We start from the raw sequence: 16,080 nt of genomic DNA, 5'->3' as shown, positions 1-16,080 counted from the left end.
AAGTCCACCGATGATAGTACTAATTCCTGCAATCCAAACACGTGCCTTTCTATAACTCTGAGTCTTTTTGAAAATTCGATCAGAGATAGATGATATCAACAGTACCAATACTAAGCCTACAATTCCTGTTCCCATAATTACATATGCCATTTTCATAGGTGCTAACTTTATTACCTTCATTAAATAAATTGGGGCCCATAAAGCCAGCCAAGTACCGAGCCAATAAGTGGATGCTGATATAGCAATCGTTAAAAAACAGGCAGGATTACGAAGAACAGGAGAAATGTCTGACCATTTCATTTTTTTAATTGGAGTAGAATTGAATTTCTGCTTTTTCTTATCAATTCGATTAATCAAAATCCAGAAGACCAATATGATCAAACTGACAAAACCCAGCGACACGAAAGTCCAGCGCCAACTAAATTTCTCAATCAAATTAACTAAGATAGGTGCAGATATAATCCCAGCAATAGTGCCTCCAGCAACGAAAATAGAGATTGCTCTCCCCCTCAGTTCTGTAGGAAAGGCTTTTGAAATGTGACTCATACCAGCTGGAACAGCCGGCCCCTCAACAGCGCCTAACAACACTCGATACAAGATAAGCATCGGTAAGCTTATAATAGCAAACGAGCTAAATTGTACGATTGTCACACCCGCTAAGACAATGAAAATCATTTTGGTGGTTCCAACACGATCTGACAAAGTACCACCGATAAAACTTGTAACAATTAGTAAAATGGAGAAACTGCTCCCTACCATTCCCCATTGGGAACTACTTAAGTTAAATTCCGTCATAAGAGGTTCAGCTGCAAACCCGATAACGACTTTATCCGCATAAGCGATAAGAGCAGTTAAAAACAATAATATTAGACTTATCCAACGCATGTACAACACCCCTTCATCCTTGGTAAATGGTAGCAATCATAATCATTTCTCAAGATTATCCTTAACCAACGCAAACAAACAATGTATATTTTTTAGTATCCAAATTACACATTCCAGCAGCTTTTCATGAAAACATTTGCTGCTTTTAGCTGCCACCATTTCACACAGTACATGCGTTCCACAATTTGTAAACGCTATCATAATAATAGCAATAACTTTATATTTTTCCCTAAGTAGCCCCCCTCCCGCTTCATTTCGAGGAACTTCCAACAAAAAATATCTAAACTAATTTTCAAAAAACTCTATTAAAATCTTATTTAATTGTTCTGATTGATCAAGTGGTACCCAATGACTACCTGTAAATCTTTCATATCGCCATGGTCCATCAATCCTTTCTGCAGATTGAACCATCTTTGCTTCTGTTAAATAGGCATCAAAGCTACTCCAAATACCAAGTGTAGGCACCTTAATATTTGGAAGAACCCTAGTGTTAACATATGATTTCATGGAAGCGTTCGCTCTGTACCAATTAAGTGCCGCTGTTAATGCACCAGGTCGAGATAATTCATGTACCCATTTTTCTTGCTCACTATGCATTCGGCCCCATTCTCGGAGAACTTCCCAATTATTCTTCGATAAAAATTCCTCCGCATAATGTTGTGATTGGAACATAAATATATACCAAGATTTTTCCAATTGATCAATACTTAAGCCGTGCCTTCCACCTGGAAGGCCGACAGAAATTGGAACATATTTATCAACTACGTGTGGAAAAAGTGAAGTAAGTGCCCATCCCAGCACTGCCCCCCAATCATGACCAACTAATCGTACGCGTTCAACTTGTAATTCTTTTAAAATTCCGATGACATCTCCAAGAAGTAACTGAATATCATATGCTTCAACCTCTTGCGGCTTATCCGTTTCACCAAAACCTCTTAAGTCAGGGGCGATAACCCTATAACCTGCCTTAACCAACGTCTGAATTTGATTTCTCCATAAGTAAGAAGAATCGGGAAAGCCATGGAGTAATAGTACAGCTGGACCGCTACCTTCATCAACTACATGGAATTGAAGACCATTTACATTTATCTTTTTTCCTTCTAAGACATAACTCATTAAAATTACCTCCTTTATTAATTATGGATTTTTAAATGATCGAACATAGCAAAGAAATTAGAGACCTCTTCTTTATTGCCGTTTTTAATCGTAATATTCCCCACCGTTAAGGCATTTTCAAGTGTAATTTCGCCCGTTAGCAATTGAGCAAAATCTTTACATGTTGTAAGTATGGTTAAATCAGGGATAGTTGAATTTGTCTTGAAATTTACTACTTCTGCTAAACCTTTCCGAATATGTAACCCTAATTCATCGTTTGAATCTGTTAAGATAATTGCCATCATTTGATTTATATTTTCACTCTTCAACGGGTCTAATTTTACTCTAAGGAAATGCATATAAGCTTCTGGTTTAAAGGTGTTTAATAGAGAACCAGAGTTAACTATACTTAAATTTGGTGGGATTTTTTCTTCCAGTTCAAGCACTTGCGTTAGATAAAAGTTTCTTGTAATTGTTGATGGTGTTGTTTCAGCAAGCTTTCTTAAAGAGAGTGCTTTTATTTGACGAGATAACTTATGATTTGGCTCTAACTTCAATACATAGGTAATTAATTGTGCTGTCCATGCAAATTCTTGTTCATCATAAGCTCTTTGAGCTTCGTCTACTACTTTTTCGAGTCCTCCAAAACCCTTTATTATTTTTTCAGCTTCTACTTTTTTTGACACTGGATGAATGGTTGCTGTATCATTACCATACCAACCGATTAAACCGGAATAAATCCCTCTCACGGCATTTGCAACTTCACCATAAAATGGTTGTAAAATCGGACTGTCCTCTAAATGAGGTGGCAATTTCACAAATTCAACCAAATCTTCTTGAGATAGCCCTAGATTGATTCCTCGGACAGTCTGATCATAGACAAATTGCATCCCATCGTGGTAATCTTCAATCGCCTTTTCGGATTCTTTAGTACCAGAAATAGGGAGTCCGTGGACACCAAGAATATGCGTTGGCTTTAGAGCACGTATTTTTTTTATACTGTCAATCCATTCTCTCGGATCTCGGAAACTATCTCCTCTTATGGCCCCTATGTTAGGAAAAACACCCCAAATAAGATTATTAATAGCTACACCTTTATCGGGCAACCAGATAATTAGACCATCATTTGTATCAGAAACGGAAGGAATTAACTCCACATTTATACCGTCAATAACAGTCTTATACGCCTCTGAAACAGTCCGATTCGGTTTTATATATCCTATTGTTCTTCCTTTTTCACGATCTAAAAAATATGAACCTATCGCCAAGTTTGGACAGGAATCAGAACCATTTGGTGGAAGGAACATGGCAAATTGGGTAGCCGCTTTTTTCGTGGTCGTGAGCAGTAATTCCCCTCGATTAGAAGAAAGATTGTGGTCCACTAGCTCATGGCCCCATATTTCAACTGAATCCTCCTGACCCTCAGGGACATAAACTCTTGCGCCCATTGTATAATGCCAATGTGTATAAATTATCGCAGAAACAGGTTTATCTGTAATTTTCCTAAAGGCTTCTAGATGCTCTTCTGCTTCTTCAATTCCATCTCCAGTATCAATAATAATCATACCTTCTTTACCCTCGATCATCGTTGTGTTTGCGAGTCCTACTCCGATAACTTGAAAAACTCCATCCGTAATCTTAATTGTTCGTTTCTCGAAAGTTTTAGTATGCTCAATCAGTTTTGAGTTAGCAACTTCTCCATTTTGTCCAATTTTTGTTACCGCTTCATTCATATCGCTTATTTGTTTTTTTGTTAATCGCACAATAACACTCCCTTCTAAATTTTTTTATTTTAATAAGCCAATCAGGGTATAATGGGTCCATTAAACCTCATTATAATTTGTTACTTCTCACTGGTCTTGAAGCAAGAGTCTTATTCCTAGTTAGTATGGGATAAATACGTACATAATAAGTAAATTCGTTCCAAGTGTTGATTTCCTGTTTAACTTGGAAGCCTTATCGAGATGGAAGAGGTTAAATCATTATTTGAGGAACGAACCATTACTAGAGCAGTAGTTGTACATATTCCAAAAGGTAGAAATATGAAACGATTTTGTTCATGGAGAAATTCAACATTATGTGAGAAAGAAATGTAAACTTAAGTAAGAAACTAATAGTTTCCTATTTAGAAAACAAAGGATGAAAGAAACCTTACTATACTTAGTATTTTGTCTTGAGGTTTTAATGGGATGTGGGTAAGTGAACAATATTATATCAAAGTGATTATGTGATTTTTTATCATGTCGTTTTCATTACAGTTTGTTTTGATAGCTGCAGCTCTGAGCTATCTCAACCGACCGTATATAGTTATAAATTTCGAGTGATAAACAATTCATGCATCTTCTATGCACTTTTTGGCTTTCATAACTTCAATGGCTATAAGCAACGGCTATGTAAGCGATACCATTTTTACACGTTAGCTTTTATCATTTTACAAATATTTCTCCCTCCTTTTTTTTCTAATTAAGAAACTTTGTATTTATGATAATGTTATGTTGTTACTTTTAAAAGTATAAATATTCAATGGTACGTTAGATAAATACTAATGGTAATAATCATCTTCGTTTAATTTAGTCTTTTCCTTCTTTTATTAAATTGCTTTTGCTAGAAAAGAAAACCCTATCTATAAAATATAGCCTAGGGTTTAGTCAAACTCCGAAGTTTCTGGAGTCACTATTTATTAATGAAATTATTAAACAGTTTGGAGTTAGTAAGCAAAGTATAGTATTTCTACACCTTAATATTCTCTACATTGACTGATTGAACAGGCTTTGAAACAGTAGCATCCGGATTCGTGAAAATAGCCATTAAGAGACCGGCAATAACACTCAAAAGACAGCTCACAAGAAATGCATTCGTAAATCCAGCCCCGACTAAAGCTCCTGAAGCCTGAATAATCTTACCGCTCACGATTGGACACACAATGCCTGCCAAGCCAGAGAAGATGAACCAAAAGCCAAGGACCGATCCTGGCTGATCAGGTTTAGCCGTTATCACAATCTGTGGTGCTACTGCAACAAGCATGGAGGCAAAGGCTCCTTTAATAGCGTAACCAATTATCATCAAGATAGGTGATTGAACGATTGTGATTGAAAAGAAGCTTAATCCTGCCACCATCATCCCAATACCACAAAACAGCACACGAGACTTTTTATGCTTGCCTGACTTTTTGAATAATCTGTCCGAAAGAGCAGCAAAAGTAATGCCTAGAAGTGCTGAGCCTAGCCCACCGATGGCTATTACCATTCCCATTGTTTGTGGAGTAAGACCTCGTACTTCCGTAAGATAATTTGAAATGAACACCAGTCCAAACGTCGTACTCCAGCCTGCTGCAAAAAGAGCTAATGCTGGAAAAATAAAAGAAGGATTTTTCAAGGCTGGCAGCAGATTCTTCCACTCTATTTTCCCAGGTCGCTTATCCTGTGAAAATGTTACCTCTTCTGCTTGAAGATTCGCATTTTGCTTTCCAAAAAACATCCAGAGCACAAGCCAAACGAGACTTAATCCAGCAGTTATCAAAAATGTTACACGCCAGCCGAATGTTACAATCAACATAACCAATAACGGAATTATCATGGATTTCCCCACGATCCCCCCATATTGAGAATTGAGGTGGCCAGACCACGCTGTTCTTGTGGAAACCATTTGTTCAATTGGTTAACCGAAACAGGGTAAAACGGACCCTCACCGAGACCCAGGATTAAACGAGAAATGAGTAGCAAAGCCATGCCTGAAGCTACAAAGGGAATGAATTGGGCAACCATCCAGATGATTGCCATATAAGCTAAAACCTTTCTGGGTCCAAGTCGGTCGGAAAGCATTCCTCCTAGTAAAGTTGATATAAAATATAACCAGTAGAAGCTACTGCCAATTAGTCCCCATTGCTCATAGGTTAAATTCAAATCTTTCATAATAGGGCCTGCTGCGACTCCGATTATTGCTTTATCGGCATAGTTCAATATGTTAAGAAGGAACAACAGAAACAAAATTATCCATTTTCTCATATTGGAATACCTCCAGTATTAAACTCATTTTTCCTTCACTAGAATCGTAAGCGTTTTCATATTTTTGAACATGTACGCTTCTTAGCAGCAAATCAATTTGTACTATTGAACTATGGAGATAAGTATATGGTGATTTTGCAATTAATAGATTGGTTCCATTACTACTGATGAAATATGAACAATGGCGGATCCTTAGTTAAACTTTTGGAATGGACGAGGTAATTTTAAAACTCGTTCCACTTTTTCATACCATCCTTGGGGTGCGTGTTCACTTGTGTGCATATAGCAACGTACTCTCACTTCATCACTGCCATCGGTAAAAGTTAAGACCCGGCTTATCGGTCTGCCACTTGGAACATGATAACGTGATAACGCACAAACATTAAGAAATTGCACTCCCCATTTTGATTCAATATGAGATTTACCACCAGTACGGTCATCAGGGTCAGTGTGTGTATGGCCTCCTAACCAAAGGGTACACGCACCCGGATGTTTCTCGAGGTACTGCTCAAACTTCTGAGCATCAGGTTTACTTTCCACCCAATAGAGATAAGATGCTCCTTTTGGCGTACCTTGCTCAAAGTAACCGTGATATTTCGGCTTCCATTTTCCATTTTCGTCTTTTTGCATACCTTCCCACTCACCAGAAGCAACTGTGGTATCTTTTAAAACATAATGATGAACAGAAATAATAATCATATCCTGATTTGCTTCAATCATCTCTCTCCACCATCTAAATGTATCACCAGAAACTACCCCCCCAGGGTTTCCTCCTAGTATACCTCGCCCGATTTCTTGCGTTGGTTCGTTACGGTCACTCATCATCAGGAATAGCAGGTTACCTACTCGAAATGAGTATCGTTCCCAGGTTCCTTCAATAGGATAAGGTCGTTGTTCTGGATTTACCTTAGAAAACTCTGTATTTTTGCCCGTTGGATCTACCCATTTCTGAAACCATTCTGCTTCAGGTTCTCCTACGACATTTCGGTCATGATTTCCACAAATGTCGTAGATCGCTTCTCGAGTATGTTTTTTGAGAGCACTATATTGACTCACAACCTCCAAACCTTCGACATCATCTGGTGATTCACGCATTCCTCCTGATAAATCGCCCACATTTAATGCAATATCCCAATCAAAGCTATGGCCACCCTCGTCTCCTCCAAACTCAGACTGCTGAATTGCGTCAGCAAGGCTTGTTCGACCATATTTTAAATCACTTCCTACATGTGCGTCACCAAATGCCCATAAATGAAATTCTTTCTTTCGACTCTCCATAGGTTTACCTCCAATTTCATATCGTAATCTCTGGTTTTCCCTTCAAATTCTCGATTTGAACTTTTAGTTTTTCTAATAAATTAAAACTATATCACTCAATACCAAGTCGATAATTCAGATTATTTAGAATTATTGAAATTATTTTAACATTAACTTAAAATTAAATAAAAACATTATTAGTAATGGTTGTTTGAAGTAGAACTTAAAGAAAGGGTGAATAAAATGAATATAGAACAATTAGAATATATTATTGAGGTTGCTAGAAAGGGGTCCTTTTCTCTAGCTTCAAATGACCTGCATGTTTCCCCATCTGGTATCAGCCAATCCATTTCAAAACTAGAGAAAGAATTAGGGGTTAAACTTTTTAAACGTTCACGATCAGGTGCTGTACCAACGGATGAAGGTAAAATAATCATTAAAAAGGCATATGAAGTATTAACGAAACTTTCTGATCTAAAAGAAAAAGCACAATCTTTCTCTATTTTAGATATGGCAGAATTAAAGTTATCTGCTCCCCCTGGTTTTATGACTTTGTTACTCAAACCATTATCTGCTATTAAAAATGAGTATCCAAACATAAATCTTGAGATTTCAGAACATAGATCAGCTACTATTGTCAATGCTGTCCAACAAAATATAATTGATATTGGCCTGATAATTATCTATAAAGATTTTTTAAAAGACAAAGAGGATTTAGCCTTTGAAGGATTACTAGATGGGAAAATAAAAGTGTATGTAAGCAATAAATCTCCTTTAGCGTTCCATGAAACCGTAACTCCTGAAGAAATAATCGATCAATCCCTCGTTCTAAATAATGGTGATAATATGAAACTGTTTTATCAACATTTTTTTGCCAAATATAGGCCTATGAATATTTTATTTACATCAAACAATTCGGAAGTAATCCCAAAAGCAGTTGCAGAGGGACTTGCCATTAGCTTCGCCCCAGATTTCTCTATGAAGAATAATTCTTATGTTTTAGATGGTGAAATTATCCCTATTAATTTAGTGAATTATGAACCAGTAAATATATCCTTAGGATGGATACACTCAAAGAAAGCACAATTATCCATTCAAGCAACTAAGTTTATAAAATATCTTAAATCAGAAATTGATTTAACAGGAGTTTAGTCCAACAAGGGAATTAAAGAATATACCCATCTAATTATTTCTTAATATATTAAAATATGAAAACAAGGTCGATGAAAAGAAGGCGTTGTTTTCATAAAAACAGGATTTGTAGGTTTAATATCATTTATCTGTATGAGCATAATCCTTTTATTAATTAGATATTTGTTTAATTTTAAATTGTTAATGTTTAGTTTTCACAAAGAAACCTCAACAGGGTTCGAAGCTGGAGGTTCAGTAATTCCTTTTATTATCGGGATAATTTGTAGTTATTTTATCGGTAATTACTATCAGAAAAGAAAACATAGTTATTAAGCTAAAAGGTGCAATGGCTTGGGAACAGAGTTGACAATAGTCAGCTCTTTTTTTTGACTAACGTCGCAGGATAGTAGAAGTTGTAAAAATCTAAAATTAGATTATGTGGACATAAAATTAAAAGCTTATAATTTTTTTATATAGTGTTAAGTTTAAGTAATATCCTTAATTACTAAGTATCACATTAAAAGGTAACTTTCAATGAGACTTCATAGGCCCACCAATTAAGATAAACTACACCTTTCAACTTTTTTGGTTGAGCAATTTTTGATAATGAAGCAGTAACCATTGCTGTTGTGTGATAATCAGAAAAATAACTTTTTAAACTATTGCTAATAAAATTGAAGGTTTAAAAGGCTTAGTTGCATAATCATCAGCTCCTAATTCAAACTCTAAAAGCATCTTCCTCATCACTTCTAGCAGTTAAAAAAATCAATGGGACTGATGAAATCCTTACAAACAGACCAGCCATCAATTTTTGGAAGGATAATATCTATAATAACCAAATCAAAATCATTGAGCAGTAAATACATCCATTCCTATTTGTTCATCCTCAGCTGTTAACACCTCGTATCCTTCATGTTCGAAATAATAGATACAGTTTCTCGCATAAATTTTTTCATTTTCTATAATTAATACTTTTTTCAAATTTATAATCATCCAGTCTAAATCATTCGTGTTCCTCAGCTCGAAGATTTGCATGCGACTTCCTTCAGATTCCGCTTTACCATGAAATCCTTGTCTAAAATTCCTCACTAACTAATGACTTCGAAGCTCGGGGGCTTAGCATCCATACCTAGTAGGACAAATAAAAGGAGCTTGGTATATTTCCAAGCTCCTTTTATCCTGCTGAGAAAATATTTTAAATGAAGTTTGTAAAAGTCATACCCTCATTGAAGTCAATGAAACTATATTTTTTAGTTAATCATGGAGAGCATAATCTTCTCTAGTTCAGCTTTCTTTAAAGTACTAGAAGTAATTACTATTTGATATTCGCCTTCTCCATTTCTGGCAGGAACAATTACCTTCAATCCTGTTATATTACTGTCGTTGTATTTACCAAAGGTCACATGGTTTCCTTTTAGTTTATACTCTTCAAATGTATGAAACGCTTGCTGATTCCACGGGTTTTCTTTTCCTTCTATGACTTCTGACTGCCAGATGACTACTTGACTGGCATCTCCTTCTACATATTCAGTCCTTACTACAGGCTTTGGTTTACCAATTGTAATTCCCGTACTTACTTCTTCGTTAATAACTTTATATCCCTTTGGTATGTATGTTGGTTGTTTAAAGTTAAAATCAACTACTTTTTGGGCATCTTCTATTGTAGAAGGGAAATTTTGCTGAATCTTCCCCCAAAGTGGCCCTACAGCATTGTTAATTTCAAACAATTTTTGGTTATCCTCTTGACTTAAAAGTTCGTAATTATAATACGTTCTTCCTCTGTCATGAACAAATGCATTTTTCTTGATAGAAAAGTCTTCTTTCGTCAATTGTACCAACTTTTCGAATTCCTCTTTTGTCAAAATTTTTTCAGCTACAGAGAATTCCTCAATCATTTTTTCGTATCTTACTTGTGACATTCCCCAATCTTCTTTTGCCTTCTCTGGTGTACCCACCATATTTTCTATAATCCTAGATATTGATTCTGATGCTTTAACTGTCGTATTCACAGTTGTTTTAATTTCTTTTGTTTCTTCTGCACGTGCGTTTAGTAAAGAAAACGTTGAAATTCCAACAATCACCATGACTCCGAGTGCAGACCAACGATATGATTTCTTTTGAAATGTTTTTATCATTAGTATTCTCCTTTTTAATATTCTTTTATTTCTACTTAAATTTGCTAGGCTCGGCACTTGATAATAACCTGAGTATTGTTCTAAGAGTTTAATAATTGTATGGCCATATGCAATTTGTTCCTCTGAATCTAAATATGTTAGAGCGAGTGCATCGCAGGCCAGCTCCTGATCTTCTCGCATGCATATATAGGCATACCAAAGAATTGGGTTAAACCAATTTAGAATGAGTAGGCTATGCATAAGCCAATTCACACCAACATCTCTTCGTTTTATATGAGACAATTCATGATAAAAAATATAACGTAGTTGTTGCTCATTCAGTACTTTCATCTGTGCACTTGACAATAACACCCTTGGTCGAAAAAAACCGAAAACTGTTGGGCTTGAAATTTTTCCTGCTAGAATTAATGGAATATCCTGTTGAATGGATGTAGACTTCTTGCAGTTCTCAAAGATTTTAACAGTTCTTTCATCTGTAATAACAGGTTGTTTCGCTATCTTGCTATGTAGACGCCTATTCATAATAATGGTTGCAATACCTAGAATGAAAATCCCAGCAAGCCAAATATATAAAACGATTGAAGAAAATGAAAAAAGTGTCTCTTCATTTTGCATCCCTTTACTATTCATAGTAACTTCGGGTTGTATTGAACCATTTGCAGAAGTATCATCACGTGTAACTATGTTCGTAGAACCCATATCTGACTGTTCTTGGATTGATTCTTTTGAAGTAGCAGCTATAGTTTCTTGATAGAAGGTACCAGAAACTATATCACTTTTTGATAGAATCGAATAGATGCTATAGGAGCTTTCTGGTGACCACGGTAATAGAAGCCTAATCATTAATATTAGCCATAACATATATTGCCATCGTGGTGTTAATTTGCTTCTAAGCAAGAATCTGACGCATAAAATTAAACCAACCAATATACTGGCCATAATGGATGTTTCTATCACCCAATTAAAAAAGCGAGGTAGATAGACATTAAAAACATCTACCATAATTATTCATCCTTCCTCTGATTCTCCTCAGTCTTCTCATCCAGAATACGTTTAAGTTCGTCAATGTCTTCTGAAGATAAATTTTCTTCTTTAAGAAAATTTACAAGTAAAGGTTTAAATGCTGCACCATAGAAACGTTTGAGCAAGGATTTCGTTTCGACTTGGAGATAACAATCTTGAGACACTAAAGGATAATATGCATACAAACGCCCTTTCTCTTGTCGGTAAGCAACAGCTTCTTTTTGGACTAATCGATTAATAAGTGTTCGAATTGTTTTCGGGTTCCAGTCCATCGTGACCTCCAATGCCTCAATCACTTCATTAGCTGTTTGAGGAGCTTTTGACCAAAGGACTTTCATGATTTCTAATTCTGCTTCGGATATTTTAGGTAATTCTCTCATCAACTATTCTAACCTCCTTTGACTACACTTGTAATCTACAAACAATATTACAAATGTAATCTCAAACTGTCAACTATATTTTGAATCTTTATCAAATTTAAAGCAATGAGCACCATAAGTTAATTAAGAATATTGATATTACCTATTTTCAACAATCAGCAAAAAATAGCAATACCATAGTTTATAAACTTACAAAAGAAAAATCCTGTATTTTAAAACAGGATTTTTGTCAAATTTTATTTCTACACACTGTACGAATCACTTTACTTAACTCACATATTCCTTTTTCTAAGTCTACAAGTGATGCATAGGCATAGGATAATCGTATGTATTGTCCTTCATCTTGCCCATAAATATTTCCTGGATTTAACAGTATTCCTTTTGCTAAAGCCGTACTATACAACAATCGCATAGAAACTATTTTATTTATACGAACCCAAATAAATAGTCCTCCCTCTGGTACTTCCCAACTAGCTATATCTTTCAAATACTTCTCAATATGGGGTGGAACGTTTCTAATGCTACCTTTTCTCCCTGAGTTATGGAATTCATTTTCAAGAACTTCACAAGAAGCCATATGGAGTGCTGTATATTTAGGACTTTCCCCTACAGTTCTTCCCTATATTGCTCTAGGCTATCTCACGGTATAAAGAGGTGCTTCTAAAGCTACAAGTTCTTTGTATCTTACACCGCTCCTATCTTTCATCATTGCTTGGATATGGCTAGGGGAGATTCCAACATTCAATACAATTTTAGGAGAAATTATCATTGTAATTGGTATGATGTTAACTATTATCCAAACAAACAAGAAGAAAACCTCAAAAAAGAATGTATCACTCAAACAGTAATTTATACAAAAAATTTAACATTTCAAAGTTCCCAAGATTACTAGTTTTAAGGCGGAGTTTTTTGGTTATGAGACGGATCGGGCATCGTACCCGGTTTTCTTAAAGTTATCCTAGTTTAAACAGTAGAATAGAATATAGTTTAATAAGGACAGATCATAAGCTGATGTAATTCATATCTTCGAAATATAAAAACATTTAGGCTAAACAAGCTTTTATAAAGAGGTTATTTTATATTTGAAAGGAATATTATATTATAATTTTTGTTAATATTATTAGTAAAATATATTATAAGAAAATAAACACAATGAGCATATTCCTTAAAAGGGAGGGATTAAGTGGAATTTATTTTATTACCATTAATGGGAGTTTTTATAGTTATTTCGAATATCATTGCGTTTACAATCTTCAAAAAAAAGAAAAATCTATATTTATCTGCTTTTATCATATTAATTCTTGCAATTATTTTAGGTACTATAGGAGGAGCACTAGCACTATTCATCATCCGTGATGGCTTTGCGATATTTTACGGGATGCAACTTGGTTACTATTTAATAATAAATAGTCTCATCGTATTTCTTCTTGCGATTGTAGTTACTGTTATAAAAAAAACAAAAAATTGAAAAGTGTGGTTCAAGTAGTATGCATTCTTCACCATTCCTTGTTATCAGTTGTTCTTGTTCAACTAATCAGTCCCGTTATCTGACTATACTTTATTTTTTTCTAGACATGATAAAACCCCTATAAATAGTAGTGCACGACTACTATTTATAGGGGATAATTTCCATTCCCAAAAACTATAACAAACCCTTTTATAAAAGCTTTTTGAGCTCTTCATCAGTGAAAACGCGTGATTGTGTAATGAAATGTTTCTCTTCTATACTATCAAGTGAAAATGCTGCGCCTCGCCCCACTTTAACGTCGATAATTAATTGTGTGTGCTTCCAATAATCATATTGGCTTTTATGCATATAAAAAGGTGTGTCTCCTATTGAACCAAGATACACGTCTGAATCTCCAAGTAGAAAATCTCCTTCTTTATAGCACATTGGAGCAGATCCATCACAACAACCACCAGATTGATAAAACATGATAGAATCATGTATCTTCTTAATTGACTCTATTAATTGAAGTGCTTCGTCTGTTGCTACAACACGTTCTATCATATTTAAATTCATCCTTTCGATTTAAAAGAATCCTTGAGCTTTCTTATCATAGCTTACTAATAAACATTTTGTTTGTTGATAATGTTCTAACATCATTGTATGGTTTTCACGGCCGATACCTGACATTTTATAACCACCGAATGCTGCACCTGCTGGATATTGGTGGTAAGTGTTTGTCCAAACACGACCAGCTTGAATATCACGGCCGGCACGGTAAGCAAGATCACCACTACGTGACCATACGCCAGCCCCTAATCCGTAAAGAGTATCGTTTGCGATTTCCATTGCTTCATCGAAGTCTTTGAATGTAGTAACAGCAAGTACTGGTCCAAAGATTTCTTCTTGGAAAATACGCATTTTATTGTGACCTTTGAATACTGTTGGTTTGATGTAGTTACCAGTTTCAAAGCTGCCACCAAGATGATTTTCTTCGCCACCGATTAAGCATTCAGCGCCTTCTTCATTACCAATTTTGATGTAAGAAAGGATTTTTTCTTTTTGTGCATTAGAAGCTTGAGCACCCATCATTACTTCAGTATCGAGTGGGTTACCAATTTTAATCGCTTTCACTCGTTCTAATGCACGTTCCATAAATTTATCGTAAATTGATTCATGGATTAATGCACGAGAAGGACAAGTACAAACTTCGCCCGAGTTAAATGCGAACATTACTAAACCTTCGATTGCTTTATCTAAGTAATCATCATCTTGATCCATAATATCTTCAAAGAATACGTTAGCTGATTTACCACCAAGCTCAAGTGTTACAGGGATGATGTTTTCAGTTGCGTATTGCATAATTTGACGACCAACTGCAGTTGAGCCAGTAAACGCGATTTTAGCAATACGTTTGTTTGTAGCTAATGGTTTACCTACTTCAACACCGAAACCATTCACAATATTAAGTACACCCGCTGGAAGTAAGTCTTGAATTAACTCCATTAACACCATAATTGAAGCAGGAGTTTGTTCAGCAGGTTTTAATACAATACAGTTACCTGCAGCAAGTGCTGGTGCGATTTTCCAAACAGCCATTAGAATTGGGAAGTTCCAAGGAATAATTTGTCCTACAACACCTAGTGGTTCATGGAAGTGGTAAGCTACTGTATCTTTATCTATTTGCGTAGTACGTCCTTCTTGTGCACGGATTGTACTAGCGAAATAACGGAAGTGATCGATTGCTAAAGGAATATCAGCATTCAATGTTTCACGCACAGCTTTACCGTTATCCCAAGTTTCGGCCACAGCAATCATTTCTAAGTTTTCTTCTATACGATCAGCTATTTTATTTAAAATAAGAGCACGTTCAGTTGTAGAAGTTTTACCCCAGGCATCTTTTGCTGCATGTGCTGCATCCAATGCTAGTTCAATATCTTCTGCTGAAGAGCGAGCGATTCTAGTAAATACTTCACCATTAACCGGAGACTTATTTTCAAAGTATTGACCTTTAACTGGTGTAACCCATTTTCCCCCAATAAAGTTATCATATTTTTCTTTAAAATTAATAATTGCACCTTGTGTATTTGGATTTGCATAAATCATAGTTGTATCTCTCCCTTTTATCCCTTTTTGAAAACACACATATTGAATACGCTTACATTACCTGTATAAACAATATTTAGCATATTACTATTCAAGAATATCTACTTTAGCAGAAAGATGCAAATAATATGCATTTTGCAAATTGATAGAATTATTTATAGATAAATATATTCACTGATTCATCTTGAAAGTTTAAAGAAGAAGCGTCGTTCATTCACACATAAATGTTCCAATTTTCTGTTCCTCCCCTTAAATTTGCTTTCCTTCTTCCATAGTTTTTAGTCCCTTTATTCTATTTTTAATTCCCTTTCATAAATGTTCTTTTAGCCTTTTTAATGATTCTCTCAGTTGCCTTAGGAGCAGAATCTTTTTGCCATTTATCACAAAGGTTTCTCACCCATTCTGGTTGAGTTTTACTAGCGTTATTTAACCAGTTTTCAACAATGTAATAAATTCACTTCGTTTCATCTTTTATGTCTTTACTATTAATTTTCATTTAGTAGCAAACAGAAGGATTTCTTCTATTTGCTACAATTTTTAAATTGCTATTTTTCTCATAATCCATTCAATTGGTCCTCTTTTAAATTTACTACTCCAATATAGAGAAAATAAAATAC

The 16,080-nt window shown here is 35.2% G+C and carries 15 protein-coding genes and 3 pseudogenes; 4 read left to right on the top strand and 14 right to left on the bottom strand.

What is annotated here, in order from left to right; all coding sequences use genetic code 11:
- The 3 genes from V7014_RS19010 to V7014_RS19000 all read right to left on the bottom strand — a co-directional run.
- Positions 1-885 (bottom strand): MFS transporter (locus tag V7014_RS19010; RefSeq protein ID WP_335509262.1); only part of this gene is annotated, 885 nt, incomplete at its 3' end.
- 285 nt (positions 886-1,170) lie between these two features.
- A complete protein-coding gene (locus tag V7014_RS19005; RefSeq protein WP_335509260.1) occupies positions 1,171-2,001 on the bottom strand; it encodes an alpha/beta fold hydrolase in 831 nt (276 codons plus the stop codon).
- Between the two features lie 17 nt (positions 2,002-2,018).
- A complete protein-coding gene (locus tag V7014_RS19000) occupies positions 2,019-3,743 on the bottom strand; it encodes an alkyl sulfatase dimerization domain-containing protein (protein ID WP_335509258.1) in 1,725 nt (574 codons plus the stop codon).
- 201 nt (positions 3,744-3,944) lie between these two features.
- Between V7014_RS19000 and V7014_RS18995 the strand changes: the two genes are divergently transcribed.
- Positions 3,945-4,076, top strand: a complete 132-nt coding sequence (locus tag V7014_RS18995) for a hypothetical protein (RefSeq protein ID WP_335509256.1) — start codon at positions 3,945-3,947, stop codon at positions 4,074-4,076.
- Between the two features lie 634 nt (positions 4,077-4,710).
- Here V7014_RS18995 and V7014_RS18990 read toward each other — a convergent pair.
- The 3 genes from V7014_RS18990 to V7014_RS18980 form a co-directional block, all read right to left on the bottom strand.
- On the bottom strand, positions 4,711-5,556 hold the full coding sequence (locus V7014_RS18990; RefSeq protein ID WP_335509254.1) for an MFS transporter: 846 nt from the start codon (positions 5,554-5,556) through the stop codon (positions 4,711-4,713).
- Entirely contained in the window at positions 5,553-5,984 is a 432-nt protein-coding gene (locus V7014_RS18985; protein WP_335509252.1) for an MFS transporter, read from the bottom strand. Before V7014_RS18985 ends, V7014_RS18990 begins: the two co-directional genes overlap by 4 nt.
- Positions 5,985-6,176: 192 nt before the next feature.
- Complete coding sequence (locus V7014_RS18980; RefSeq protein WP_335509250.1) at positions 6,177-7,262, bottom strand: hypothetical protein; 1,086 nt, start codon at positions 7,260-7,262, stop codon at positions 6,177-6,179.
- Positions 7,263-7,484: 222 nt separating this feature from the next.
- Here V7014_RS18980 and V7014_RS18975 point away from each other — a divergent pair, with 222 nt between their 5' ends.
- Positions 7,485-8,393: a LysR family transcriptional regulator gene (locus tag V7014_RS18975; RefSeq protein WP_335509249.1), complete on the top strand. Its 909-nt coding sequence runs from the start codon at positions 7,485-7,487 to the stop codon at positions 8,391-8,393.
- A 642-nt stretch (positions 8,394-9,035) separates the two neighbouring features.
- Here V7014_RS18975 and V7014_RS27335 read toward each other — a convergent pair.
- From V7014_RS27335 to V7014_RS18950, 4 genes and pseudogenes are all read right to left on the bottom strand, one after another.
- Positions 9,036-9,353 (bottom strand): annotated as a pseudogene (locus V7014_RS27335) (response regulator transcription factor); the annotation flags it as partial.
- Between the two features lie 269 nt (positions 9,354-9,622).
- Positions 9,623-11,509, bottom strand: a complete 1,887-nt coding sequence (locus tag V7014_RS18960) for a M56 family metallopeptidase (RefSeq protein WP_335509245.1) — start codon at positions 11,507-11,509, stop codon at positions 9,623-9,625.
- 2 nt (positions 11,510-11,511) lie between these two features.
- A complete protein-coding gene (locus tag V7014_RS18955; RefSeq protein ID WP_438824940.1) occupies positions 11,512-11,913 on the bottom strand; it encodes a BlaI/MecI/CopY family transcriptional regulator in 402 nt (133 codons plus the stop codon).
- Positions 11,914-12,139: 226 nt separating this feature from the next.
- Positions 12,140-12,487: a hypothetical protein gene (locus tag V7014_RS18950; protein WP_335509243.1), complete on the bottom strand. Its 348-nt coding sequence runs from the start codon at positions 12,485-12,487 to the stop codon at positions 12,140-12,142.
- A gap of 88 nt (positions 12,488-12,575) precedes the next feature.
- On the opposite strand from V7014_RS18950, the pseudogene V7014_RS27330 reads away from it, so the two are divergent.
- Together V7014_RS27330 and V7014_RS18945 are read left to right on the top strand one after the other, a co-directional pair.
- Positions 12,576-12,758: pseudogene (locus V7014_RS27330) on the top strand (EamA family transporter); the annotation flags it as partial.
- A 335-nt stretch (positions 12,759-13,093) separates the two neighbouring features.
- Positions 13,094-13,378 (top strand): 3-isopropylmalate dehydrogenase, encoded by a 285-nt coding sequence (locus tag V7014_RS18945; protein WP_335509241.1) that lies wholly within the window; start codon positions 13,094-13,096, stop codon positions 13,376-13,378.
- Positions 13,379-13,567: 189 nt separating this feature from the next.
- On the opposite strand, the gene V7014_RS18940 is transcribed toward V7014_RS18945, so the two are convergent.
- The 4 genes and pseudogenes from V7014_RS18940 to V7014_RS27325 form a co-directional block, all read right to left on the bottom strand.
- Positions 13,568-13,921 (bottom strand): DUF779 domain-containing protein, encoded by a 354-nt coding sequence (locus V7014_RS18940; RefSeq protein WP_335509240.1) that lies wholly within the window; start codon positions 13,919-13,921, stop codon positions 13,568-13,570.
- 21 nt (positions 13,922-13,942) lie between these two features.
- The gene (gene exaC / locus V7014_RS18935; RefSeq protein WP_335509238.1) at positions 13,943-15,463 is read right to left on the bottom strand and encodes an acetaldehyde dehydrogenase ExaC; all 1,521 of its coding nucleotides are present in this window, start codon (positions 15,461-15,463) and stop codon (positions 13,943-13,945) included.
- 298 nt (positions 15,464-15,761) lie between these two features.
- Positions 15,762-15,905: pseudogene (locus V7014_RS18930) on the bottom strand (DNA alkylation repair protein); the annotation flags it as partial.
- A 95-nt stretch (positions 15,906-16,000) separates the two neighbouring features.
- On the bottom strand, positions 16,001-16,078 hold the full coding sequence (locus V7014_RS27325) for a DUF418 domain-containing protein (protein ID WP_438824941.1): 78 nt from the start codon (positions 16,076-16,078) through the stop codon (positions 16,001-16,003).
- Positions 16,079-16,080 lie beyond the last annotated feature (2 nt).

Source organism: Bacillus sp. JJ722 (assembly GCF_036963345.1).
GTDB lineage: Bacteria > Bacillota > Bacilli > Bacillales > DSM-1321 > Bacillus_AD.
This window is presented reverse-complemented; position numbering and strand designations above follow the sequence as displayed.

Coding starts and splice junctions, on each gene's coding strand:
- V7014_RS19005 (WP_335509260.1), bottom strand. CDS start 2,001: ATGAGTTATGTCTTAGAAGGAAAAAAGATAAATGTAAATGGTCTTCAA.
- V7014_RS18995 (WP_335509256.1), top strand. CDS start 3,945: ATGGAAGAGGTTAAATCATTATTTGAGGAACGAACCATTACTAGAGCA.
- V7014_RS18990 (WP_335509254.1), bottom strand. CDS start 5,556: ATGATAATTCCGTTATTGGTTATGTTGATTGTAACATTCGGCTGGCGT.
- V7014_RS18985 (WP_335509252.1), bottom strand. CDS start 5,984: ATGAGAAAATGGATAATTTTGTTTCTGTTGTTCCTTCTTAACATATTG.
- V7014_RS18980 (WP_335509250.1), bottom strand. CDS start 7,262: ATGGAGAGTCGAAAGAAAGAATTTCATTTATGGGCATTTGGTGACGCA.
- V7014_RS18975 (WP_335509249.1), top strand. CDS start 7,485: ATGAATATAGAACAATTAGAATATATTATTGAGGTTGCTAGAAAGGGG.
- V7014_RS18960 (WP_335509245.1), bottom strand. CDS start 11,509: ATGGTAGATGTTTTTAATGTCTATCTACCTCGCTTTTTTAATTGGGTG.
- V7014_RS18950 (WP_335509243.1), bottom strand. CDS start 12,487: ATGGCTTCTTGTGAAGTTCTTGAAAATGAATTCCATAACTCAGGGAGA.
- V7014_RS18940 (WP_335509240.1), bottom strand. CDS start 13,921: ATGATAGAACGTGTTGTAGCAACAGACGAAGCACTTCAATTAATAGAG.
- exaC (WP_335509238.1), bottom strand. CDS start 15,463: ATGATTTATGCAAATCCAAATACACAAGGTGCAATTATTAATTTTAAA.